The sequence below is a fragment of the Ruegeria sp. HKCCA5426 genome, assembly GCF_013034585.1.
Taxonomy (GTDB): Bacteria; Pseudomonadota; Alphaproteobacteria; order Rhodobacterales; family Rhodobacteraceae; genus Ruegeria.
In genome coordinates this window covers 1-24,241 of record NZ_WQGH01000002.1, presented here as the reverse complement: position 1 = coordinate 24,241, position 24,241 = coordinate 1, and the positions used below count along the sequence as shown (strand labels likewise).

Below are 24,241 nucleotides of genomic sequence, written 5' to 3'. Positions count from 1 at the left end.
CTTGCACAAAAAGTAATCAGTATTGAATCGACTGGGGGATTGAGATGACGGAATTACTGACCGCCGCGCAGATGAAGGCCATTGAACAGGCAGCAATTGAGTCTGGTGAAGTCACCGGGCTGGAGTTGATGGAGCGCGCCGGGCAGGGTGTTGTCGAGGCAATTTTCGAGGAATGGCCGGAGTTGGGCAGGCGAGGGGCCAGCCCCTCGCGCTCCCCGGGATATTTGGGGCCAGATGAAGAGGATCCGCTGCGCGCTGTGGTGCTGTGCGGGCCGGGAAATAACGGCGGTGACGGGTTTGTCGTGGCGCGGCTGTTGCATGGGCTGGGGTGGCAGGTTGAGGTGTTTTTGTATGGGGACGCCGAGAAGCTGCCGCCGGATGCAAAGAAGAATTTTGCAAATTGGTCAGTCTCCAACGTCGTTCATGATTGGGATGATGAAGAAATCGAGGACATTTTGGATGAGCAAGAGCATGACCTAGTTGTCGATGCGTTGTTTGGGACAGGAATAACCAGATCAATGCCGGATGATACATATCGAACATGGAATGGGTTCGTTCCAACGGTCACCGGTACTCATCCAAAGGATCGCAGGCCGAAATATGTAGCAGTGGACTGCCCTAGCGGGCTGTGCTGCGATTCCGGAATGAATTTCGGCGCTCTGCCAACGGATTTGACCGTTTCGTTTCACTCTCCAAAACTGGGACTTTTCTTGATGGGAGATGGTCATTATGGCGGAGGACCGGGGCTTTCGGGTAAACTTGTGATTTCCGATATCGGCCTAAAGCCCGCCTATGCCAAGAGTATTGTTCAGTTGGCGTCTGATCCTGCAAGTAGGGGATTCCACGGCAAGTGGACTGGACAGCACAAATACACCCACGGTCACGCCCTTATTCTCTCAGGTGGTCCAGCCAAGACTGGCGCGGCGCGGCTTGCTGCGCGGGGGGCTTTGCGGATTGGGGCGGGGTTGGTGACGCTGGGTGTTCCTCCGGGTGCTCAGATGGAAGTGGCGGCGCAGGTGACGGCGATCATGTTGCGGCGGGTCGAAGGGGCGGACGGATTGTCCGATGTGCTGAGGGATGAACGTCTGAATGCCTTGTGTCTTGGTCCCGGTATTGGGGTTGAGCGAGCGCGGGAATTGGTACCGGTTGCGCTTGAGGCAAGGCGGGGAACGGTGCTGGATGCTGACGCGCTGACGGCTTTTGCGGATGATCCGGCGGCCTTGTTTACCCTTCTGCATGAAAATTGCGTTTTGACCCCGCATGGGGGAGAGTTCGCGCGGCTGTTCCCGGATATTGCCGAGAAACTGGCAGCCACCCCGACCACAGGCCCGGCCTATTCCAAAGTAGACGCCACCCGCGAAGCCGCCGAAAGGGCGGGATGTGTCGTGTTGTTCAAAGGGCCGGATACAGTCATTGCTGCTCCGGACGGGAGGTGCTCGATCAACGGGGCATTCTATGAGCGCGCGGCGCCCTGGCTGGCGACGGCAGGGTCGGGGGATGTGCTGTCAGGGTTCATCGCAGGGCTTTTGGCGCGGGGATTTGACCCGATGCAGGCAGCGGAATTTGCCGCCCGGTTGCATGTTGAATGCGCGCTGACATTCGGTCCCGGGCTGATTGCAGAGGATTTGTCCGAACAATTGCCTTGCGTTTTTAAAAAAATGAATATGTGATTGTTTCGGCGGTATTTGGCCGAGCGTAATCAATCTCGGCGGCTATTGGCTTACCGAAGCATTGCGGATCAGCAGCGAATGTTTGCAACACGCGTGGCTGGGCGGCACTCTTTAAGCGTAGGGAGGGAATAAACGAAACACCTTTTGAGATTTTAAATAATATAAATATTACAGGCGTTTGGTTGCAGCGGTTGCGCTCGACTTACGCGACTTGATCTGAATGGCTGGATGCTTGTGAAAAAATGGGGATTGGTGCGCGATTGGGCAGTGCCGGAAACCGGAATTTTTCATGGTGAGTGAAATGACCCAGAGAATTGTGCTTAGTTCAGTGGCAACTGTTTTGGCGGCGTCTGCAGCAGCGCCTGCTGTGGCAGAGCTTAAGTATGAAAATAACAGTGGTGGATATGTCGAGTTATACGGGCAATTCCACCCGGTGATTGTCTCTGTTGACGATGGCGAGGAAACGGAAACGCGCCTGCTTGACAACGATCTGTCGAACAGCCGCGTTGGGCTGCGTCTGATGCAACCCTATGGCAGCAACGAGTTTACGTTCTGGTTCGAAACCGGCCTTGGCCTGCCCAGCACAGGTTCGGCCAACCAGGATGGAACCAACAACGATGGTTGGTCACGAGAAGATCTGCGCCACGTGGATTTTGCGCTGCGGGGAAGCTATGGAAAATTCTCGGCAGGACAGGGCAGCATGGCGTCGGACGGCGCTGCCGAAGTTGATCTGTCTTATGTCGGTACGACGCTCTATTCGTTCACAAACGATGAAAACGGGGCGTTCTTCTACAGGCAGCCTGACGGTCTGCTGAGTGCGATCACGGTTGGCGATTCAGCCAGCAACTTCGACGGTGGTCGCAGGGGAAGAATTCGCTATGACACCCCGGATTTCAACGGGTTTTCTGCGGCCATCGCATACGGCCAGAATATCCTGTCCGACAGCGATGATGATGACTATTACGATCTCGCGGTCTCATACGGGAACACCTTTGCCAACGGGGTAGAGTTCGCCGCAAGCATTGCTTACGCGGTACGTGATTTCGATGACAGTTCCGGAGAGCGGAAGGACACGATCGGGTCGGCCTCTGTTCTGTTGCCCAGCGGATTTAGCTTTACGGCGGCCTTGGGTACACGTGATGACACAGCCGCAGGCGCAAGCGACCCCGATTATTGGTATGCCAAGGTTGCCTATGAAGACGACTGGATTTCGTGGGGGCAAACCGGGATCGGCATCGACTATTTCGACGGTTCTGACTTCAATAATGAAGGGTCCAGCACCAAGTCCTGGGGGATCGCGGTCGTTCAGCGGATCGACAGCATCAATACCGATGCTTACCTGAAATATCGCAGCCATGATTTCGATGGAACTGTGGATTTTGACAACAACGAAGCCTGGGCCTTGGGTGCGCGCTGGCGCTTCTGATCTGTTGTAAAACGGCCTGAAACGTCCCAGCGCATTTCGGGGCGTTTTTTTGCCCTTTTCGGCGGTAAAACAAGGTTGATCCCGGCTTTGCCTCTTGCACGCGGGCTACAGGACAAATAGAAGGCGTCAAATTTGCCCGGCGCGCCGTTTTGCGCGCCCCGAATCCTATGGGGACTACCATAATGCAGGTTACCGAGACGCTGAACGAAGGTCTGAAACGCGGCTACAACATCGTCGTATCCGCCGCTGAGCTGGATGAAAAGGTCAACGAAAAGCTGACCGAAGCGCAGCCGGAAGTCGAAATGAAAGGCTTCCGTAAAGGCAAGGTGCCGATGGCGCTGCTGAAAAAGCAGTTCGGTCAGCGCCTGCTGGGCGAAGCGATGCAGGAAAGCATCGACGGTGCGATGAACAAGCACTTTGAAGACAGCGGTGAGCGTCCTGCCCTGCAGCCCGAGGTCAAGATGACCAACGAGGACTGGAAAGAAGGCGACGACGTCCATGTCGAGATGTCTTATGAGGCGCTGCCTGCGATCCCCGAAGTTGACCTGAAATCGGTTGAATTGGAAAAGCTGGTCGTCAAAGCCGACGACGCGGCCATCGAAGAAGCACTGAACAATCTGGCCGAAACCGCGCAAGACTTCAAAGCGCGCCGTAAGGGTTCAAAAGCCAAGGATGGCGATCAGGTCGTGATCGACTTTGTCGGCAAAGTGGACGGCGAAGAATTCGAAGGTGGCTCGGCCGAAGATTACCCGCTGGTTCTGGGTTCCAACAGCTTCATCCCTGGTTTTGAAGATCAACTGGTTGGTGTGAAAGCCGAGGAAGAAAAAGACGTCAACGTCACTTTCCCCGAAGAATACGGTGCCGAGCATCTGGCGGGCAAAGAGGCTGTCTTTACCTGCACTGTGAAAGAAGTGAAAGAGCCTGTCGCAGCCGAAGTAAACGACGAGCTGGCCACTAAGTTCGGTGCCGAAGATCTGGAAGCCCTGAAGGGACAGATCGCCGAGCGTCTGGAAGCTGAATATGCGGGTGCTTCGCGCGCGGTGATGAAACGTGCGCTGCTGGACGTGCTGGACGAGAAGGTTTCGTTCGACCTGCCACCGTCGCTGGTGGAAGCCGAAGCTAAACAGATCGCGCATCAGCTTTGGCATGAGGAAAACCCGGACGTGGAAGGCCACGACCATGGTGAGATCGAGCCTACAGACGAGCACAACAAGCTGGCTGAACGTCGCGTACGTCTGGGCCTGCTGCTGGCGGAGCTGGGCCAGAAAGCCGAGGTTGAGGTGACTGATGCCGAGATGACTCAGGCGATTATGAACCAGGCACGTCAGTACCCGGGTCAGGAACGTCAGTTCTTTGAATTCGTTCAGCAGAACGCCCAGATGCAGCAGCAACTGCGCGCGCCGATCTTCGAAGACAAAGTCATCGACTACATTGTCGAGTTGGCTCAGGTGGCTGACAAAGAAGTCAGCAAAGACGACCTGCAAAAAGCTGTCGAGGCTCTGGAAGAGGAGTAATCCTTTTCCGCCCATCTTGGGTGGGCAAAGAAAAACGCGGAGCCGTCTGGTAATGACGGCTCCGCTTGAGTGGCTTTAGTTGAATGAGGTAAGGGGGTTAGGCCTCATAAGCTAAAGCACGGGGGGTATTCAGCAGAGCGATCTTTTGCTCTGGCGTGAAACTCGCGGACAGCGTTTCAATCAATTGCAGAACGGATTTGACCTCTGCTTTGGTTGTGGCGGCTTTCATCTGTTCCACAGAATATTTTTCCAATTGGGTCAGTGGCTTGCGGTCGAAGTTTGCAGCCTGCTTTGGCTTGATTTTCGTTCCGGCGAACAGATCCAGCGCAGCCTCGTCGCTTAGAAAGACATCATGTTTGATACCCGCGTAGTCCCGAATTCCTGAAATCCGCTCTTCGGAGCAATCCATCAACGCCGCCATTGCGACCACTTTACCCATCGGCTTGGCAGTGCCGACATAGTCGTATGGTGCGTTGCCGGACCGTTGCAGAACCCGGTTCATGACGGGATCAATCACGGCAACAGAGTCCAATACCCCGGCGGCCATCGCATATTCGAAAGAGCCGATCATGACTTCGCTGGTGACATATGAAACGGTGTTCTTGCCACGACCATGCGATAACTTTTTGGTGTCGACGCAAAACCGGGTGGCTTCCCAGACCTGCGCGCTGCGGATCGGAGGTTCACCGTCCAAAATCGAATGAAACACATCGGACAGCATGTGTGGCCCCGTGGTCTGCAACAGCCGCATGCAGCCAACGACATCCCCATCGTCGTTGATGCTGACAACATGTGCAGGGTGCAAATCGTCGAACTGATCGCGTTCGCGCCCGTTTTCAATGTTTACATCCCATCCCAACCGGTCGCCGAATACACGCGCCCGCAATTGGTACATTTCATCAAGGACATCTTTGAATTTATGTTGGTTGATACCATCAATTACGATGATCATATCCATCCCCCTACAGTCTGGTTACCGTGGAGGCAAAATTAACCATGTTCGAATCTTAGGCTATTGGGGGTATCCCGTAGGGTTTTGTGGTTTTGTTAACCAGGAGCTATCAAACCAAGACCAATTGCGCGCCCAATCGCCTGCGGAGTCGTCAAGGCCCCAAGCTTTTCTCGACCAGACCGCATGTGTACTTCAACGGTACGATGCGAAATTGAAAGGATGTCGCCGATGTCCTGCTGAGACTTACCTTCCGCGACCCATTGCAGGATTTCTTTTTCCCGCGTCGACAAGGCGGGCAGGTATAGCGCTTTGGCCAACAGGCCGGATTGCATGACCGTGTCATGGGCTTGCACCGCGGCCAGTTGCAAATCGCCCATGATATGTCTTTTCAGCCTTTCCCACTCGTCATCCGAGCAGTCCCGGGTAACATTTAGCAGCCCACAATCGCCGTAAGGCCCCCGCACCGGCACCGTTAATCCGCGGGACGTAATCCCGAAATCATGCGCGTCGCGAAATACGGTGTGGAATTTTTCGTCGTGATGGAACCGGCTCCAATCCACAGGTGCGATGCTGAGGAGGGATTGATGTAGGGTGGGGTCAAAATGGTGAAAACCTTGGTTCCCATAGTGAATTTTCCATTCATCGGGATAGTTCGCGTACCCCTGCACATCCCCCTTGACGGGATTGAACGTGGCGTAAGACGCATAGTCAAAGCCGAGCTCCTGGCAGACGGCATTTAATATGTCGGCGGCCGACTTCTCCTCATGGTCGATCGCGGCCAAGTCTATTAGTTTCACTTGTCCAACCTTTGTGGCGGCAGTTCTTTCCCCAAAGAAAAGCCATATCTGTCCATACTAAATCATACGTTGTGTCACCTATGCCATGAAGGGCAAGCAATTTGTGAGGCTTCGGCAGGTGTGTCGCAGTGAATTAGCTGCGAACAAAGGGCCAACGTGACATTCTGTCGGTGGATTTTTGCTTGTCGCGACGCCGCTATTCTGACCTCAGGCCGGTCTCAACAAGCATCCCGCGCGCTTTCGCCTCGGGGTAATACCCTTTCGCGTACAAAAAGATTGCACGCTGCTGATCGCCGTCAGACAAAAGCCAAGCGCCTCGCAGGTATTTTCCTGCAAACTCCAGATTGGTATCCGCATCAAGCAAGCCTTTGGGGGTACCGGTATATCCCATTGACCTTGCAGTCGCGGGAAGGATCTGGAGCAAGCCATAATAAGGCCGGTTTACCGCCCATGGGCGGTGGGTGCTTTCCCGGATTGCCAGTTTGTGGACAAGCTCGCGCGGCAATTCATAATGATCGGCCCATTTGTTGATCGAAGCACGCAGTTCGGGCGTTTCGTTGGGGTAAAGCGGCGGATCGAACTGGGCGCGGGTTGGCGTTTCAGGGCCACCGCAAGCGGCTAGGGGGGCGGCAAGCAGCATGGCCAAAACGCTGCGTCGTAGGAGGAGGGGCATAAAAGGTCTCCGGTCATTCTGGGCGTGATGATAGGAATCAATCGTCAGACTGCAAGCGTAGGTGAAAAATCTGGCCGAATTTTGCCCGTAAAACGAGCCGACAAAAAAAGGCCGCACGAACCGTGCAGCCTTTTCATGGGTTAGACTACCAAAATCAGGCTTTGGTTTCGTCTTCTTCCTCAGCCGGAGCTTCTTCGGCCACCAGATCTTCGTCTTCAGACGCAGCGGACCCAATATCATCAAACAGCTCGGCGATCTCGAACTCTGCGGCGGCTTCTTCTTCAGCCGCCAGTTCTTGAATCGATTTGCCCGAAGCCTGCAGTTCGGCTTCTTCTTCCGAGCGGGCGACGTTCATCTTGATCTCAACTTCGACCTCGGGGTGCAGTTTGACTGCAACCGCATGAAGGCCCAGCTCTTTGATCGGGGCGACCAGAGCGACCTGTTTTTTGTCGACGGTAAAGCCAGCTTCGGTCGCGGCGTCTGCGGCGTCACGCGGGGTGACCGAGCCGTACAGCGCGCCAGCATCCGATGCCGAGCGAATCACGATGAACTGCTGACCGTCCAGCTTTTCAGCCAGCGCTTCAGCTTCTTTCTTGGTTTCCAGGTTGCGTGCTTCAAGCTGTGCTTTCTGGGCTTCGAACGACGCGATGTTGGCGTCCGATGCGCTCAGGGCTTTGCCTTGGGGCAGCAGGAAGTTGCGGGCAAAGCCGGGCTTTACGTCAACGACGTCGCCCATCTGACCCAGTTTCGCAACGCGTTCCAGCAGGATAACTTGCATGTCAGTCTCTCCTTACTTCACGGCGTAGGGCAGCAGGGCGAGGAAGCGGGCGCGCTTGATAGCACGGGCCAGTTCACGCTGCTTTTTGGCCGAAACGGCGGTGATGCGCGAGGGAACGATCTTGCCACGCTCAGAGATGTAGCGCTGCAGCAGACGGGTGTCTTTATAGTCGATCTTCGGCGCGTTCTCACCCGAGAACGGGCAGACCTTGCGGCGGCGGAAAAATGGTTTTGCGGCCATGGTTTATGTCCTTTCGTCAGGCGTTGATCAGCGGCGCTCGCGGCGGCCTTCGCGCTCATCGCGCTTCTGCATCTGGACCGAAGGGCCCTCGGCATGCTCGTCGACCTTGATGGTCAGAACGCGCATAACATCGTCGTGCAGTTGCATCAGGCGCTCCATCTCGTCTTTCGCAGCCACAGGCGCGTCAGTCTTGAGGAAGGCGTAATGGCCTTTGCGGTTTTTGTTGATCTTGTAAGCCATCGTCTTGACGCCCCAGTACTCGCTGTCGACGACGCTGCCGCCGTTGTCAGCCAGAACGGTGCCGAAATGTTCGACAAGGCTTTCTGCCTGCGCGTTGGACAGATCCTGACGCGCGATCACTACATGCTCATACAGTGGCATGTGCACTCCTGTTTATATCAAGGCGCACTTCAAAGGCGGGGCCATTCAACCCTTCGCGACCCTGCCACGAGAGGCTGCGCGATTCATACGATTAGCGAAGGATGGCCCCGTATACACGTTTATGGCCGGGGGGCAAGTCCCGTCACATATGCCATGGTGAAGTCCTGCTATTTCCTTTGGGTTGCCCAATTCCTGACGCTTTTCAATTCGAAATTGAATTGCATACCGGGACAAAAACCGGACCACACACCGGACCCAAGTCGGCAACCTGAAAACAGGGTGAGAAAAATGACCGCGATTAATACGAATACGTTTGAACAGTCCGCGAGCAACGCGGCTTTTGAAAAATCAGTTCCAGTCCTCATCACTTTCGCCCCCAACTGGAAGGTGCGGATGGTTCTGGCCCGCGTTGTAGGCGCCTTTCTGATTGTAATGTCCTTTTCGATGTGGCTGGCACCGGGCTCGGTCATGGCTGCGGAAGTATGGCCAATCAAACTGGTTGCATCGCTTGCTTTCTTGATCGTTGGGGTCAGTCTGCTGACAATTCAGGTTCTGGATGCGCGGCCTGATGCCTATTTCGACCCAATCCGCCGCGAGGTTCGGGTGTTGCAAAAGAACGAAAACGGACGCCCTCAGACCGTACTGCGTCGTAGCTATGACACACTGGGTGGTGCCAAATTTTCCGACGATCAGGTTGAGCTTTTCGATGTCGATGGCAGCCTGCTGATGAAGTTGCCGCTGCAGTCGGCGGATGTCAGCCGAGCGCTCAAGGGTCAATTGAGCGGAAGTGTAACAATCTTCGCGTGATTTCCACTCTGTTCAAAAAGGAACAGATGTTGTGAGAGAATAAGACTTGTGTGCCGCCCTTGGGCAGCACATTTTCGTTATCGAGCAACCCAACAGGTTTGCATCCATAACATTGCGGAGATTGTCATGAAATCCACACTTCTTGCTGCTGCACTGGCCGTATCAGCGACTTCGGTGTTTGCGAGCGCTGAAAAATACGTTCTGGACCCCAGCCACAGCCAAGTCATCTTCAGCTATAACCACCTTGGCTTTTCGACCACTTACGGCATGTTCTCGGGTTTTGAAGGCGAGATCATGTTTGATCAGGAAAACCCGGCAGCTTCGAGCGTGACCGTGTCCATGCCTGTTGTCGAGATGTTCACAGGTTGGAAGCCGCGCGAAGATCACTTCATGACCGAGGATTTCTTTGGCGCAGCTGAAGGTGATCTGGTGACATTCACCTCGACTGGTATCGAGGTCACTGGCGAGAATACTGCGAATATCACAGGTGACCTGACCATGAATGGCGTGACCAAGTCGGTTGTACTGGACGCCAAGCTCAATCAGGTTGGCGAACACCCGATGGCTGGCAAGCCTTGGGCGGGTTTCGACGCAACAACGACACTTGTGCGCAGCGAGTTCGACCTTGGCCAATTCGCGCCTTTCGTTGGTGATGAGGTTGAGGTGCGCATTTCCGTTGAGGCTCAGAAAGCCGACTAAGGCGACCTTAGATATCGAATGCGAAACCGCCGGAGCCATAAGCTCCGGCGGTTTTTCATTATTCGCCGCGTGTCGCGGTCAGATCCACCGAGACAACAACTGCAAAGCCCAAGGACTCTTCGGTGGGCTGTGATGTGCCAATGTCGAAATCCATACGGTTCAGCTCTAATTGCCCGTTGACGGTTGCGCGATCGCCTTCAAGGTCCAGCGTGAATGGCAGAATGACATCTACGGATTTGTCACGGATTGACAGGGGCCCTCGTGCCTCATACCCGGTTTCGGTTTTGTACAGGTCTGCTTTGAACTGGGCTGTTGGAAACTGCGCGCTGTCAAAGAAATCCGCGCCCATGGCCTGACCGCTGACAGTGCCAAGGCTGAGCGATGGGATAGCAATCGTCACCTCGGCTGACCCGGCTAGCCCGGGCTGTTCCGGCTCATCAAACGCGATGGCGGCGGTCCATTCCTCGAATTGACCTGTCACGGGGCTGCCCAATTGTGCGATCGTTATGGCTAGGGTGCCCTCTTGAACTTGCCAGTCGGATTGTACCTCGGCCAGTTCGGTGGTGTCGGTGTCGGCGTGGGAATGATGGTCGAATGCACCGATGCTCCATCCGCTGATCAGAACTGCGCCCCAGACAGCCAGTGCTGTAAAAGCCGGAATGGCCGAGTGATGTTGCGCAGGTGATTCAGGTGCCTTTGCGTTGCCCGGCAGCATTCGCCGAAGGGTGCTGTCCTTGTCGACGACATGGTGCTTGAGCGCCCCGGCAATGTGCAGGACCAGAGATCCCGCAAGTGTCCAGACGAACAGCCAATGCAGACTGGCTGTGAGCTCTGCCAGATGCGCGGATTTTGGAACGAATGGCAAGTTTTGCCCGAACGGCCACAGGATCGGCGCAAAACCTTCCGCCGCTGCGTGATGCACCCAACCGGTCAGAGGGACCAGAACCAATGACCCATAGAGAAGCCAATGAACGGTCTCGGCGGCGAAGGCTTCGGGTTTGTTATCGGCGTTCAAGAGGCCGGGCTTGGTTTGTGAGAAAGCCCAAAGGATACGGGCGAGCGCGACGAAGAAAACCGTGATGCCCACAGTCTTGTGCATTGAAAACAGACGAGCAGCCCGCGCGATGTCGTCCTCGGTGGTTGGGACCGTCGGATCATAAATGGCATGGGCAATGTCGTTTGCGATCCAGCCCAGCGGTAGGGCGGTCAAAATCAACAGGGCGGTCAGCCAATGAAAGGTCTTTGTGACGCTGCCATAACTGGAGAAGGTATTCGTCGCGGACATCTGATGCTCCGGAGGTAGTATCGCTTTGATCAACCTATCGCCATACAGTCAGGACACAATAGCGGGCCGCGCACAGCTATGGTGCCAAGGCGCAGACCCAAGGCAGTGCTTGTGCCGCGCGGTCACACGGTTTACACCCCGCCGCAACCTAACGTCATCCAAGAGGTTGCAATGACACGCGCATTTGTTTTCCCCGGGCAGGGCGCCCAGACCATCGGAATGGGCAAGGCTCTGGCCGAGGCGTATCCCACCGCGCAGGCGGTATTCGACGAGGTCGATGAGGCATTGGGCGAAAAGCTGAGCAGCCTGATCTGGGAAGGCGATATCGCTGAACTGACTCTGACCCAGAATGCACAGCCCGCATTGATGGCGACGTCGATCGCAGCGATGCGCGCATTGGAGGCTGAGGGCGTTTCCGTCACGGATGCCGCATGTGTGGCGGGTCATTCGCTGGGCGAGTATTCTGCTCTGGCAGCGGCTGGTGCGTTGTCTGTTTCGGATACGGCGCGCCTGTTGCGCACCCGGGGACAAGCGATGCAAAGCGCTGTTCCAGTGGGCGAGGGCGCAATGGCCGCGATCCTTGGGCTGGATTTGGATGCCGTCCGCGCTGTGGCCGACGAAGCCGCGCAGGGTGAGGTTTGTCAGGCTGCAAACGACAACGATCCGACGCAAGTTGTGGTTTCGGGCGCGAAGGCCGCTGTGGAACGCGCTGCTGAAATTGCCAAGGAAAAAGGTGCCAAGCGTGCCGTGATGTTGCCGGTGAGCGCGCCTTTCCACTGCGCGTTGATGCAGCCTGCGGCGGATGTGATGGCTGAAGCTCTGGCCGGGGTTGAAATCAAGGCGCCTGCCGTGCCGCTGATCGCCAATGTCCGCGCCGAGGCCGTTGGTGACCCGGATCTGATCCGCCAGTTGCTGGTCGAACAGGTCACAGGCTCGGTCCGCTGGCGCGAAAGCGTTCAGTACATGGCCGCGCAGGGCGTGACCGAAACGTGGGAGATCGGGGCAGGCAAAGCCTTGTCGGGCATGATCCGCAAAATCGACCGCGCGATCGCGGGTAAAGCTGTTGGCACGCCGGATGACGTGCAGAATGTGACCCAGGCCGAATCGTAAGACACAGCGCATCGCTGGATGCGTATGAAAAGGATAATCGAATGTTTGATTTGACAGGTAAGAACGCACTGATCACCGGTGCCTCGGGCGGGATTGGCGGTGAGATCGCGCGCGTTTTGCATTCTGCGGGCGCGACTGTTGCGCTGTCGGGTACTCGGGTTGAGCCGTTGGAAGCCCTTGCTGGCGAACTGGGTGGTCGCGCCCATGTGCTGCCCTGTAATCTGAGTGACCCCGAGGCTGTGGCAGCCCTGCCGAAGCAGGCGGCCGATGCAATGGGGTCGGTCGATATTCTGGTCAACAACGCAGGTATTACCCGCGACAACCTGTTTATGCGTATGTCGGACGAGGAATGGCAGAGTGTGATCGACGTCAACATGACCTCGACCGCGAAGCTGTGCAAAGGCGTGCTGCGTGGCATGATGAAGGCGCGTTGGGGCCGGATCATCAACATCTCGTCTGTTGTGGGGGCCACGGGCAACCCCGGTCAGGCGAACTATGCCGCGTCCAAGGCGGGAATGGTTGGTATGACCAAGTCTCTGGCCTATGAGGTTGCCAGCCGCGGGATTACAGCGAACGCTGTGGCACCGGGGTTCATCACGACCGCAATGACCGACAAGCTGACAGACGACCAGAAGGCGGGAATTCTGGGACAGGTTCCTGCAGGTCGCATGGGGGATGCCTCGGAAATTGCGGCGGCGGTTCTGTATCTTGCCAGCCCCGAAGCTGGATATGTTACCGGAACCACCTTGCATGTTAACGGCGGTATGGCCATGTTGTGAGCGCGGATCGGGGCAGGTGCGAAAGCGTTTGCCTCGGGCGTTGTCTGTGCTATAGGCGGCGCATAAATGCAGGGGTCGGCCACATGGTCGGCCTTCTACTTTCCCGGTAATCGGGGACCTTAACCGCCCGGATCGGGCAAATCAAAGCCAGCCTGAGCGGGCAAGGGCAGAACCGGGCACTACGCCCTGAAACGGAATGAGGAATAGACATGAGCGACGTCGCAGATCGCGTTAAAAAGATCGTTGTTGAGCACCTGGGTGTCGAAGAAGACAAAGTAGCGGAAAACGCTTCTTTCATCGACGATCTGGGCGCGGACAGCCTGGACACTGTTGAACTGGTCATGGCCTTCGAAGAAGAGTTCGGCATCGAAATCCCCGATGACGCAGCCGAGACCATCCAGACCTTTGGCGACGCCGTCAAGTTCATCTCTGAAGCGTCCTAAGACCTTCGAATTCAGTAAAAAGCGGCGCTTCCGGGCAACGGAGGCGCCGTTTTTTGTGCCCCAGCGGAATTCTTGCTTGTCAGCCGTGATATTCCTACGCAACCATTTGGGCGAGGCATAAATATCTGAGCGGGCAGGGCATGATACGATCCACCCCGATGATCAACACGGCACGTCTGACGCTTTGCGGCATGCGGCCCGAGGATTTTAACCGGTTCGCCGAAATCTGGCGCAACCCCTGTGTCGTGCGCCATATCGGCGGCACGCCTCGATCCCGTGGCGAAGCGTGGGATTCGTTCCTTAGAAACGCAGGGCACTGGCAAATGGCCGGATTTGGCCAGTGGGCGGTCATTCAACAATCGAATCGTCAGATGATCGGGCAGGCGGGGTTTTTCTATGGAAATCGTGCCTTGGGCGACGACTTTGACAGTTTTCCTGAGGCTGGATGGGTTCTGGCCCCCGAAGCGCAGGGTCGGGGTTTGGGCTTGGAGGCGGCGCAGGCCGCGCATGATTGGTTTGATCGAATTATGCCTGGGCCATTGGTTGCATTGGTGAATTCTTCAAATTCGTCTTCTCAGAAGCTGGCGGAAAAGCTGGGGTACAAGTTGATCAGAGAAAGCGAGTTCCAAGGTTCACCCGTTCATCTTTTGCGTCGAAACGGACCTCCTATGCGCCACTGAAACGCAAGGTGCGATGCCGCAAATTGCCCGTAGTTTGCCGAAACTGGAAGAACGCGGCCCCTGTTCTCTGACTATGATATTCTGAATTTCCAGATTGATTGGGCGGAGGAGCAAGCTCATGAGGATTTACCCCACGATGGAACTGCAGGGCGGCCGGTGCGTTACGCTGGACAAGGGCCGCTTGGACGAGGCGATGATTTGGCATGTGAATCCTTCAGAAACGGCGCATGGCTGGGCCACCGCCGGAGCTGAGTGGATGCACCTGACGGATTTCGACGCAATCGAAGGGCGCGACACGAACTCGGAACTGGTCGAAGAGATTATCCGTTCGGCAGAGATTCCCGTGCAGTTGGCGGGTGGCATGCGGACCCGCGAGCAAGTTGAATATTGGATCGACAAGGGCGCCGGGCGGATCGTGATCGGTACCTTGGCGGCCTGGGACCCCAATCTGGTCAAAGAGCTTGCCAAGCTGCATCCGGACCAGATCGTTTTGGCCGTGGACGTCTGGCAGGGTCAGGTCATGACCGAGGGCTGGCGCAGTCAGAGCGCCTTTACCCCCGAGGCATTTATTGAGGCATTCGCCGACACGCCTTTCGCCGCCATTCTCGTGACCGATATCGACAGCGATATGGAAGACGTTGAGGCGCAGTTGGGTTTGATCTCGGGTCTGGCCGAAAAGTCTCGTACGCCTATCATCGCAAGCGGCGTTGTGCGTACTGCGGATGACATTTCTCGTTTGGCCTACATCCCCAATATCTCGGGTGCACTTGTCGGTCGGGCGTTGTTCCGCAAGACAATTGACTTGTCAGAAGCCCTGAGCGTCGCAAGCGCGGCTCATGAGCCCGTGGCGGAATTTCAGTAAGATAAGTCCGAATCCTCTGTCCGCCTCCTCATCTATTTTGAGGGGGCGGATTATTTTTTAGGCTTGGGGTTACCGCTTTCGGCATTTCTTTGCCTTTCGCAGCGTCAGGTGTTCAACGCAGAATTTGCTGTTGCTCTTGCCCCCGCACCCCGGCACGGGGTATGAGCGTTTCTTAAACACGAAGCAGGCAAGAGGCACTTCATGCGCAGAGTCGTTGTAACCGGTCTGGGATTGGTCACTCCGTTGGCCAGCGGGGTCGAGGAAACCTGGTCACGGCTGTTGGATGGAGAATCCGGCGCGGGACCAATCACGCTGTTCGACGCCGAGGCAAGTGGGGTCACGACGACCTATGCCTGCGAAGTCCCCCGCGGCGATGGAACAAACGGGACGTTCAACCCCGATGAATGGATGTCGCCAAAAGAGCAGCGTAAGGTTGAAGACTTCATTCTATATTCGATCGCGGCTGCTGAAATGGCCTGCAAGGACGCGGATTGGCTTCCCGAAGATGAAGAGGCGCGCCTACGTACCGGTGTTCTGATCGGTTCGGGGATTGGTGGTCTGGGATCCATTGCGGAAACGGCGAACTTGATCCGTGACAAGGGGCCACGCAGGGTGTCCCCCTTCTTTATTCCCGGCGCGTTGATCAACCTGGCCTCGGGTCAGGTTTCCATCCGCCACGGTTTCAAGGGGCCGAACCATTCGGTGGTGACTGCATGTTCGACAGGCGCCCACGCAATCGGCGACGCAAGCCGGATTATCCGTGCAGGAGACGCCGATGTCATGGTCGCAGGTGGCGGCGAAGGCTGCATCTGCGAGATCGGCATCGCGGGCTTCAATGCCTGTAAGGCGCTGTCGACCAAATATGCAGATAACCCCAAAGCCGCGAGCCGTCCTTACGATGTTGATCGTGACGGGTTTGTCATGGGTGAGGGGTCCGGAATCGTCATTCTGGAAGAGTACGAGCACGCCAAGGCGCGTGGCGCGAAGATTTATGCCGAAGTGTTGGGATACGGCATGTCCGGTGACGCCTACCATATCACCGCCCCCAGCGAGGATGGTGATGGTGCAGAGCGTTCAATGCAGGCCGCGCTGCGCAGTGCCGGGCTGGAGCCAAAGGATCTGGACTATATTAACGCGCACGGCACGTCGACCATGGCGGACACAATTGAGCTGGGCGCAGTTGAACGTTTGCTAGGCGAACACGCCGCAAACGCGACCATGTCCTCGACCAAATCCGCCACAGGCCACCTGCTTGGGGCTGCTGGCGCGATTGAGGCGATCTTTTCTATCCTGGCAATCCGGGATCAGGTGGCCCCGCCGACGATCAATCTGGACAATCCCGCTGTTGAAACACCTATCGACTTGGCTCCGAACGCCAAGCGAGAGCGTGAGATCAACGTGGCACTGTCCAACTCGTTCGGGTTTGGTGGCACGAATGCCAGCGTGATCTTCGGAAAGGCCAGCTAAATGTGGCGCGCTCTGGCGTCCAATATGCTGACCGTTCTGGTGGTCGGCCTGTTCTTGTCGGGCGGACTTATTCTTTGGGGGCAGTCGCGCTACAAAAACGAAGGCCCACTGGAAACCGCGATCTGCCTTCAGGTCGAGCGCGGGTCCAACATGACCGAAGTCAGTCAGAAACTGGAGGATCAGGGCGCGATCAGTAGCGCGATGATCTTTCGTATGGCGGCAGATTACACGGACAAAGCCCCGCAGTTGAAAGCGGGCAGTTTCCTGGTGCGCGAAGGCTCGTCGATGGAGCAGATCATCGACGAAATCACGCGTAGCGGTGCCAGTACCTGCGGGTCCGAAATTGAGTACCGCATTGGTGTGACGCGTATCCAGACTCGGGTGCGTGAGTTGAATCCCGCAACGCTCGATTTTGATGAGATTGCGTCATTCGATGTCGCCGAAGAGGAGGCACCCGCGGCCTATACCGAGAAACGCAATGACGCTGATACGCGCTATCGGGTTTCGGTGGCCGAAGGCGTTACCGCGTGGCAGGTGGTCGAAGGGCTGAAGCAGATTGATGCGCTGACCGGGGAAGTTACCGAAATTCCTGCAGAGGGAATGTTGGCACCCGACAGTTATGATGTGGTACGCGGCGCTGACAGGAACGCCATTCTGCAGGGTATGCAGGACAGGCAGCAGTTGCGCGTCAACGCGGTCTGGGAAAAGCGACAGGATGATCTGCCAATCAGCAGCCCGGAAGAAATGCTAATTCTCGCGTCGATCATCGAAAAGGAAACAGGCGTTCCGCATGAGCGTGGACAGGTGGCCAGTGTTTTCGTGAACCGCCTTGAGCGTGGCATGAAGTTGCAGACAGACCCGACCGTCATTTACGGCGTAACGAAAGGTCAAGGGACCTTGGGTCGCGGCTTGCGTCGGAGCGAACTTCGCCGCGCAACGCCTTGGAATACGTATGTAATTGACGGTTTGCCGCCAACTCCGATTGCAAGTCCAGGTCTAGCAAGCCTGGAAGCCGCCGTAGCCCCGGAAGACACGAACTATGTGTTCTTTGTTGCGGACGGTACAGGCGGGCATGCTTTTGCGGAAACGTTGGACGAGCATAACCGTAATGTCGCCAAATGGCGTGAGATAGAAGCCGAACGCCAAAGTTCAGGAAACTAAAAAAGGTGCCGCGTGTTGCGGCACCTTTTTCAATTCATGCGGCCGGTTTTCTTTTCTGCCGCCGACGCTGGTTTGACCTGGGCTTGGCCGACGCGTTGGCTGCCTGTGGCTTTGGCCCACGACGGCGGAACCCGCCACGTTTGCGCGGTTTTTTGGGCTCTGCAAACTCGGGCATTGTGCCGCTGGCGACGGGGATTTCGATCTTCATCAGCTTTTGAATCTGCTTCAACTGATCCAGTTCATCCGGCGCGCAGAATGCAATAGCTTCACCTTCGCGGCCTGCACGCGCGGTGCGGCCAATCCGGTGCACATAGTTGTCGGGCACCTCGGGCAGGTCATAGTTAATTACATATGCCACTCCGGGAATGTCGATGCCGCGCGCGGCCACGTCAGTTGCCACAAGCACGTTGATCTCACCCGCGCGAAACGCCTTGATTGCACGGTCGCGTTGGCCTTGGCTTTTGTTGCCGTGAATGGAGGCCGCGTTAAAGCCGTCAGCGACGAGGTCTTTCATCAATCGCTCTGCGCCATGCTTGGTGCGCGCAAATACCAATGTCAGAGCATCGGCGTCTTCAGACAGAATCTCGCGCAGCTTGGCGGGCTTTTCCGCCCGGCTCAGGAAGTGGATCGACTGTGTGATCTTGTCAGCCGCCTTCCCCGGAGGAGAGACCTGAATGCGCTGGGGGTTCGTCAGATAGGTCTGGCTGATTTCCTCCATCTGCTTGGGCATCGTGGCGGAAAACAACATGGTTTGACGCGGTGTGCCAAGTTCGGGCGCGATACGGCGCAAGGCGTGAATGAACCCCATGTCCAGCATCTGGTCAGCCTCGTCCAACACCAGATGGCGGACAGAGTTGAGATCAACTGCGCCGCGTTCCATCAAATCAATCAGGCGACCGGGTGTTGCGACAAGGATATCGGTTCCGCGTGCAAGGAAGGAAATCTGCTTGCCGATGGACTGACCACCCACAACGGTTGCGACGCGGATTTTTGTTTTTTTTGTCAGGGTTCGCAGGCTTTCCGCGATCTGATTGACCAGCTCACGCGTCGGCGCAAGGATCAACGCCTTGGCTGTCTTGGGGGCAGGTTTGCCGGGTTGCGCCAGCAGGTGATCAATCAGCGGCAACCCAAAGGCCAGAGTTTTTCCGGTGCCGGTTTGCGCCAGCCCCATAATGTCGTGACCCTGCAGCGCCATCGGAATGGCCTGATTCTGGATCGGTGTGGGTTGCGTAAAGTTTGCGCGTTTCAGCGCGTCATTCAGGGCCGGGGCAAGGCCCAGCATGTCAAAGTCGAACAAGTAATCATCCTTTTCAATCCGTGGCCGCCTATTAGCCACGAACAAATACATCGACACGTGCGCACTGCACGAGCCTACAGGGTTTCGCGAAGCCTCGGGACGCACAGGCGAGCCCTGTGCCGTCCGGCCATCGCAACAAGAACCCTGCGTGAAGGGGAACTGGAGAGGTTTGGGCGCTGTGAGGTCGAATACGACCATCTATGCTCACGCGGCAGCGCTGTGTTTCGGGGCACATGCGTGTTTGGCGAGGGAATGTCAAGTTTACCGCTGTGTAATTGTCGAGTTTCCCAATCGGTGTGCTGGTTATCAAGGATATGGCGGGTCGTGACCCAGAGGTGGAAGGTCTTGAGAAATAGTTAAATTACAGGTCGGTTCCTGTTGCGTGAGTGTTGCGTAACTATTTGACTTTACGAACTTATTATCTTAGACTTGGTGTCATGCTAGAAGAGGTGGGTATCGGCCGCGGGTAAGCCCGGTGGCCGATTTTTGCTTCTCTCGTGCGGAGAAAACTCACGCATGAGGTCACAGGCACACATGACTTTGATTACCCCGGAAGAGCGGATTACCCAGACGGCTGACTTGTTGCAGTCGCTTGAGCGATCCATTCGCGATCTGCGCGAAGCAGCGGAAGAACTGCGCAGGCAGATCGGTGCCGGGGAGGATGCAGACTTTGCCGGAGCAGGCAAGCAACTGGGTCAGTTAGAGGGGCTGATCCGAAGTTGCCAGAAAGTGGAGATAAGCTTTGTCGAACAACATCACAGACAAGCCGGAATTGCCCAAGGGGGCTATGCGCTCGACCTTGAGCGCGCTCGATTTGAAATCGGGTGCAGGCTGGCTCGCCTCCGCCGATGCTGCGGTGAGGGACAGATTTCTGAGTGAGATCGGGGAGGGGGGGCTGTGTGCCCTCCCTTTCCTGTTCGAGTTTTGGGCGCTGCCGCATCAATTGCCGCCCGAGGGGGACTGGCGGTCGTGGGTGATCATGGGTGGACGCGGGGCAGGTAAGACGCGCTCAGGGTCCGAGTGGGTGCGTGCGATGGTCGAAGGGGCTAAGCCGCTGGACAGGGGAGAGGCCAGTCGGGTGGCGTTGGTGGGCGAGACATTTGATCAGGTGCGCGACGTGATGATTTTTGGCGATAGCGGGATTTTGCAATGCTCGCCCTCGGATCGTCGACCTGTTTGGAAGGCATCGGAACGCAAGTTGATCTGGCCCAACGGAGCCGAGGCGCAGGCGTTTTCGGCGCATGATCCCGAAGGGCTGCGCGGCCCGCAATTCGATGCCGCGTGGGTAGACGAACTGGCCAAGTGGAAAAAGGCCGAAGAGACCTGGGATATGTTGCAGTTTGCCTTGCGTCTGGGTGAGCGGCCGCGGGTCTGCGTGACGACCACGCCGCGCAATGTGAAGGTTTTGAAGGATTTGCTGGCCTCTCCGTCCACCGTGCAGACCCACGCGCCGACCGAGGCGAACCGGGCCAATCTGGCGGACTCGTTTCTGGCCGAGGTACGCGCGCGCTATGCTGGTACGCGGCTGGGGCGGCAGGAATTGGATGGGGTTTTGCTCTCGGATGCTGAGGGCGCGTTGTGGACAGGCTCGATGCTGGATGCGGCGCGGGTAGATAAAGTGCCCGGTTTGGATCGTATCGTAGTGGCACTGGACCCTGCGGTGACAGCGGGGGCGCATGCGGATGCCTGTGGTATCGTAGTGGTCGGCGCGCAACTACAGGGGCCGCTTGAGGAATGGTGCGCCTATGTGCTGGCCGACCGCACTGTGCAGGGCGTTGGTCCTGCGGGCTGGGCGCAGGCGGCGATTGACGCGATGGATGAGTTCGGGGCCGAACGGCTGGTGGCCGAGGTCAATCAGGGCGGGCAACTGGTGGAAGAGGTCGTCCGGCAGGTGGACCCTCTAGTCCCGTTCCGCGCTGTGCGGGCCTCACGCGGCAAGGTGGCGCGGGCCGAGCCTGTGGCGGCGCTTTATGAGCAGGGGCGGGTGGGCCATTTGGCCGGGCTGGACGCGCTGGAGGAGCAGATGTGCCAAATGACCGCGCGTGGATTCGAAGGTCAGGGCTCGCCCGACCGGGTCGACGCGTTAGTCTGGGCGCTGCATGAGTTGGTTGTTGGGCCTGCGGGGTTGTATCGACGGCCTAGGGTGCGGAGTTTGTGAGTGCTCCACATGGCTCTAATGGATACCAAGCACTTGCGAAAGGGTCGCTATATTGCGGCTTATGACATGCCAATTCACCAATGGCGTCTTCCCTTTGTATGTCTTGATGCTACAACTGCGAACTCGGGATGCTGTCCCGAGAAAGCTTGACCTGACACATCCCCGTAGAAATTCGTAACTTCGAGCCCTGCTGCTGAAAGCTCTGTCGACAAGCTCTGGGGCTGAAATATTGCAACCAGTTATAGACCGTTTCCGGTTCGCTCTTTTCAGGAAAGATGCTGTATTTGTCCAGCACAACGGAATCAGCGTCGTATTTGAAGGTGTTGAGAAAGCAGTAGTAATCTTCCTTGTGCCTGAAGTGGTTCAACTGGTTTTTCTCATAAGTTCTAGATTCTTCACGCTGATCGAATGCTGCCATCGAATATACATCCAATAGAACAGATCCGCCGTCCTTTAGTAGGGTGCTGAACTTTGACAGGAGCCGGGACCGCTGTTCGGGCCCAAGAGCGCAAAAATCGCACATGATCATCGTGATCAGATCAAAGCGACTGGGCGTTTCAAAATCGAGGTAATTGATTTCAACATAGTCGACATTTTGCTTGGTGAGTTCAGCCTGTCGGCGGGCATATTGAATAGAATTTCTTGAGAAGTCTAAACCTGTAACTTGCGCACCGGATTTTGCGAAGCGAGACGTATACAAACCTGGGCCACACCCGAAATCGCATACCGATTTACCCATTCCGATTTCAAAGTGGTCTATAATCCAGTCACAAGATCGTTCAATGAAGTCGGCTTTTCTAGACGATAAATTGATGGCCTCATTCAGGTGAAACTCCAGCATCTGTTTGGATCGGTACTCGTCAGCCCAAAGTGCACTGGCGGTGTAGGAACTGAATACGCCAGGTTTCGAATTGATTTCATCTAGAAGGACGAACATGTTGTCGCCTTTTCTTTGTTCTCTTTCCATCTCAGCGTCCTTCAGCTTAGTCTGAAAACTTGCGACCCTTTTGGGATGGTCATTCGCATCAAACCTTGAATGCAACAGAATTTCTTTTTGCGTGGATTGCGCAGCGAAGGAGCGTGTTTGAGCGTTGCCTACCCGCGAGAATCGGAGTGACAAAAATCGCTTTCGGATGCTTCATTGGTGCAAGCCAAAAAGTTGTGAGGCGTCGATGAAGTGTTGCTTTATTCCGAATATTTGGCACGATGCGCCTGAAGATAATGGTTTTGCGCCGCCTAACAAGCTCGTTTGAATATAGTGTTTTTGTTAAGTAAACTGCAAAAAGTCGTAGTGCTAGTTGCAATAGCGTTGATCATGCCTGCTATCATGATTTTCGTCGGAGTTCCGCAGGGGCACAGCGAAATCTATAATTTTGCGTGGTTCACCCAATATTCTCAACAGTTTGACCAAGGAAACTGGCTGCCCAGACACTTACCTGAAATGTGGGCTGGGCTTGGAGGGCACGACTTCTTTTTTTATGCGCCACTGCCCTTTTGGCCCATCTCAGTCGCCACCTCTGCCATTTGTTCAGAGTGCGCTTTGGTAACTCAAATTGCTGTTGGTATGGTGTTCATACTAATTTTGAGTTCGCTCACCTTTTTCGTTTTTGCGAGATGTTTTTTTGGAAAATGGCCTTCGGCCGTGGGAGCTGTGGCCTATTCGCTATTGCCCTATCACCTCTTGGGAGACTGGTTCATAAGGCAAGCCGTCGGAGAGCTCACAGCTTTTTTGTTTATTCCTGTAGTTGCGCTTGGCGTAGAGAAACTAAGAAGAAATGAGGGGTTTGGTTGGGTTCTGGCCCTAGGGGTAGCCGGAACTTCGCTTAGCCATTTACCGACTGCGGTATTGGCAGTTCCTGTTTTTGGAACAATTGTTCTGCTGATATCCTTCTCTAGAGCTGCAACAGTCACCTCAACGGGAAAATTTCTAACGAATGTAATTTTTTGGTCAGCATTGGGACTGCTACTTTCCTGCTTCTATTGGCTGCCATCTATAGTGCTTTTGGATTCGGTTTCATCTGCGATTTTATTCAAAGCGTATTTCAGCCCCGAAAATTGGCTTTTAGGTTGGGGAAGAGAAACCCCAAGTGGGCAAGACACCAAATACGTTGTTTTCGTATTTTTCTTTTATTTGCCCTTGGTCCTTGCTTCACATGCTATAACGCGGGGCGTTCTACGAACCTGGACCTTTGCGCCTATCATATTGGTTTTGGCGCTCAATACGTCGTTGGCGGAACTGTTTTGGCAGATTGAATTGTTTTCCAAAGTTCAGTTCCCATGGCGTTTGCTCGTCTTTTCGGACCTCGCGGTCGCTTTGAGCATTTCGGCCATTGCCGCTCATTTTTCTCAAAACACAAAGGCACATCTTGGTGCTTTGATAGCGATGGTTGCGTTGAACTTAGTTCTGTTGTTGGCCATAAAGAACGAAAATAGTCAAAACTCGATAGGTCTGGATGCTGAGGCGGAACTGGTTTCCTGGAACGGAGCCCGTGAATATCTAAGTCCTGAGCTGCGTTCTGCGCTTGAAAGCCGGTTGGAAGTAGACAGCCTAGAGTTGATAGACTTTGACGTTCTTGTTCAAGAAATATCGGTCTTTGCCAAGGAAGTGCAGGGCGTAGAAAACGGGCCACTGGAAATTGTTCGTTCGTCGAGACACTTGCGAGTGAGGCCGAGGCAAGATGATTACAGAGTAGTATTGCCTATACAATACTGGAGCTTGTGGAGGGCCGAGACTGAGAATGGCATTGCGCTTGAAATTGAGCCTAATCCGAAATTTGGGACACTGGATATCTTGGCAGCCGAAAATGGTTTCGATGATGGAGAAATATTCGTCTACCTTCCACTTCATATCAGTGAGAAGATCGGATCTTTTGTTTCGGCTATTTCCTGCATCCTTCTTTTAATTGTAAGTTTTTTTGGTCGTAAGCGGCGAGTTCTTAAGGTCAAAAAAGCGGGCTAGCAGATACAAGTTCTTATACAAGTATTCTTTCGCACTGTTGCCCATCCTTGAGCCTCCCCAACTGAACGGGTCCACCGTTATGTTCAGGAAACGGAGGACTAAG

24 protein-coding genes are annotated in these 24,241 nt (G+C 55.6%); 15 read left to right on the top strand and 9 right to left on the bottom strand.

Features of this window, described 5'->3' with window-relative positions:
- Positions 1-44 precede the first annotated feature (44 nt).
- The 3 genes from GOV87_RS02655 to tig all read left to right on the top strand — a co-directional run bounded on the left by GOV87_RS02655 (position 45) and on the right by tig (position 4,610).
- Positions 45-1,670 (top strand): NAD(P)H-hydrate dehydratase, encoded by a 1,626-nt coding sequence (locus GOV87_RS02655; RefSeq protein WP_171210739.1) that lies wholly within the window; start codon positions 45-47, stop codon positions 1,668-1,670.
- A 301-nt stretch (positions 1,671-1,971) separates the two neighbouring features.
- Positions 1,972-3,096, top strand: coding sequence for a porin (locus tag GOV87_RS02650; RefSeq protein ID WP_171210738.1), 1,125 nt, complete (start codon positions 1,972-1,974; stop codon positions 3,094-3,096).
- A gap of 182 nt (positions 3,097-3,278) precedes the next feature.
- On the top strand, positions 3,279-4,610 hold the full coding sequence (tig, locus tag GOV87_RS02645; RefSeq protein ID WP_171210737.1) for a trigger factor: 1,332 nt from the start codon (positions 3,279-3,281) through the stop codon (positions 4,608-4,610).
- A 97-nt stretch (positions 4,611-4,707) separates the two neighbouring features.
- Here tig and GOV87_RS02640 read toward each other — a convergent pair whose 3' ends face one another.
- The 6 genes from GOV87_RS02640 to rpsF all read right to left on the bottom strand — a co-directional run bounded on the left by GOV87_RS02640 (position 4,708) and on the right by rpsF (position 8,431).
- Complete coding sequence (locus tag GOV87_RS02640) at positions 4,708-5,562, bottom strand: acyl-homoserine-lactone synthase (RefSeq protein WP_171210736.1); 855 nt, start codon at positions 5,560-5,562, stop codon at positions 4,708-4,710.
- A 95-nt stretch (positions 5,563-5,657) separates the two neighbouring features.
- Complete coding sequence (locus GOV87_RS02635) at positions 5,658-6,359, bottom strand: LuxR family transcriptional regulator (RefSeq protein ID WP_171122165.1); 702 nt, start codon at positions 6,357-6,359, stop codon at positions 5,658-5,660.
- 196 nt (positions 6,360-6,555) lie between these two features.
- A complete protein-coding gene (locus GOV87_RS02630; protein ID WP_171122166.1) occupies positions 6,556-7,032 on the bottom strand; it encodes a lytic transglycosylase domain-containing protein in 477 nt (158 codons plus the stop codon).
- Positions 7,033-7,186: 154 nt separating this feature from the next.
- On the bottom strand, positions 7,187-7,810 hold the full coding sequence (rplI, locus tag GOV87_RS02625; protein WP_171122167.1) for a 50S ribosomal protein L9: 624 nt from the start codon (positions 7,808-7,810) through the stop codon (positions 7,187-7,189).
- A 12-nt stretch (positions 7,811-7,822) separates the two neighbouring features.
- Positions 7,823-8,050: a 30S ribosomal protein S18 gene (gene rpsR / locus GOV87_RS02620; protein WP_005608650.1), complete on the bottom strand. Its 228-nt coding sequence runs from the start codon at positions 8,048-8,050 to the stop codon at positions 7,823-7,825.
- 27 nt (positions 8,051-8,077) lie between these two features.
- Positions 8,078-8,431, bottom strand: coding sequence for a 30S ribosomal protein S6 (gene rpsF / locus GOV87_RS02615; protein WP_171122168.1), 354 nt, complete (start codon positions 8,429-8,431; stop codon positions 8,078-8,080).
- A gap of 288 nt (positions 8,432-8,719) precedes the next feature.
- On the opposite strand from rpsF, the gene GOV87_RS02610 reads away from it, so the two are divergent.
- Positions 8,720-9,238: a hypothetical protein gene (locus GOV87_RS02610; protein ID WP_171122169.1), complete on the top strand. Its 519-nt coding sequence runs from the start codon at positions 8,720-8,722 to the stop codon at positions 9,236-9,238.
- 126 nt (positions 9,239-9,364) lie between these two features.
- Positions 9,365-9,937 carry a YceI family protein gene (locus tag GOV87_RS02605; protein ID WP_171126532.1) on the top strand — a complete coding sequence of 191 codons (573 nt, stop codon included), beginning with the start codon at positions 9,365-9,367 and terminating at the stop codon, positions 9,935-9,937.
- A 58-nt stretch (positions 9,938-9,995) separates the two neighbouring features.
- Here GOV87_RS02605 and GOV87_RS02600 read toward each other — a convergent pair whose 3' ends face one another.
- Positions 9,996-11,222 (bottom strand): cytochrome b/b6 domain-containing protein, encoded by a 1,227-nt coding sequence (locus GOV87_RS02600; protein ID WP_171210735.1) that lies wholly within the window; start codon positions 11,220-11,222, stop codon positions 9,996-9,998.
- Positions 11,223-11,393: 171 nt separating this feature from the next.
- Between GOV87_RS02600 and fabD the strand changes: the two genes are divergently transcribed.
- From fabD to mltG, 7 genes are all read left to right on the top strand, one after another.
- Entirely contained in the window at positions 11,394-12,332 is a 939-nt protein-coding gene (gene fabD, locus GOV87_RS02595) for an ACP S-malonyltransferase (protein ID WP_171210734.1), read from the top strand.
- A gap of 41 nt (positions 12,333-12,373) precedes the next feature.
- On the top strand, positions 12,374-13,111 hold the full coding sequence (fabG, locus tag GOV87_RS02590; protein ID WP_171122173.1) for a 3-oxoacyl-[acyl-carrier-protein] reductase: 738 nt from the start codon (positions 12,374-12,376) through the stop codon (positions 13,109-13,111).
- 209 nt (positions 13,112-13,320) lie between these two features.
- Positions 13,321-13,554: an acyl carrier protein gene (locus tag GOV87_RS02585; protein WP_008756330.1), complete on the top strand. Its 234-nt coding sequence runs from the start codon at positions 13,321-13,323 to the stop codon at positions 13,552-13,554.
- 140 nt (positions 13,555-13,694) lie between these two features.
- Positions 13,695-14,234, top strand: coding sequence for a GNAT family N-acetyltransferase (locus tag GOV87_RS02580; RefSeq protein ID WP_171210733.1), 540 nt, complete (start codon positions 13,695-13,697; stop codon positions 14,232-14,234).
- A 118-nt stretch (positions 14,235-14,352) separates the two neighbouring features.
- Positions 14,353-15,096 (top strand): HisA/HisF-related TIM barrel protein, encoded by a 744-nt coding sequence (locus tag GOV87_RS02575; RefSeq protein WP_171122175.1) that lies wholly within the window; start codon positions 14,353-14,355, stop codon positions 15,094-15,096.
- 201 nt (positions 15,097-15,297) lie between these two features.
- Positions 15,298-16,563 carry a beta-ketoacyl-ACP synthase II gene (gene fabF / locus GOV87_RS02570; protein WP_171122176.1) on the top strand — a complete coding sequence of 422 codons (1,266 nt, stop codon included), beginning with the start codon at positions 15,298-15,300 and terminating at the stop codon, positions 16,561-16,563.
- The gene (gene mltG / locus GOV87_RS02565; RefSeq protein WP_171210732.1) at positions 16,564-17,724 is read left to right on the top strand and encodes an endolytic transglycosylase MltG; all 1,161 of its coding nucleotides are present in this window, start codon (positions 16,564-16,566) and stop codon (positions 17,722-17,724) included.
- A 34-nt stretch (positions 17,725-17,758) separates the two neighbouring features.
- Here the strand turns inward: mltG and GOV87_RS02560 are convergent, their stop codons facing one another.
- Positions 17,759-19,021 (bottom strand): DEAD/DEAH box helicase, encoded by a 1,263-nt coding sequence (locus GOV87_RS02560; protein WP_171210731.1) that lies wholly within the window; start codon positions 19,019-19,021, stop codon positions 17,759-17,761.
- 516 nt (positions 19,022-19,537) lie between these two features.
- Here GOV87_RS02560 and GOV87_RS02555 point away from each other — a divergent pair.
- Complete coding sequence (locus GOV87_RS02555) at positions 19,538-19,900, top strand: hypothetical protein (protein ID WP_254447300.1); 363 nt, start codon at positions 19,538-19,540, stop codon at positions 19,898-19,900.
- Between the two features lie 52 nt (positions 19,901-19,952).
- A complete protein-coding gene (locus GOV87_RS02550; RefSeq protein ID WP_171211043.1) occupies positions 19,953-21,179 on the top strand; it encodes a DNA-packaging protein in 1,227 nt (408 codons plus the stop codon).
- A 109-nt stretch (positions 21,180-21,288) separates the two neighbouring features.
- Here the strand turns inward: GOV87_RS02550 and GOV87_RS02545 are convergent, their stop codons facing one another.
- Positions 21,289-22,146, bottom strand: coding sequence for a class I SAM-dependent methyltransferase (locus GOV87_RS02545; RefSeq protein WP_217360779.1), 858 nt, complete (start codon positions 22,144-22,146; stop codon positions 21,289-21,291).
- A gap of 348 nt (positions 22,147-22,494) precedes the next feature.
- Here GOV87_RS02545 and GOV87_RS02540 point away from each other — a divergent pair, with 348 nt between their 5' ends.
- A complete protein-coding gene (locus GOV87_RS02540; RefSeq protein WP_171210730.1) occupies positions 22,495-24,138 on the top strand; it encodes a hypothetical protein in 1,644 nt (547 codons plus the stop codon).
- Positions 24,139-24,241 lie beyond the last annotated feature (103 nt).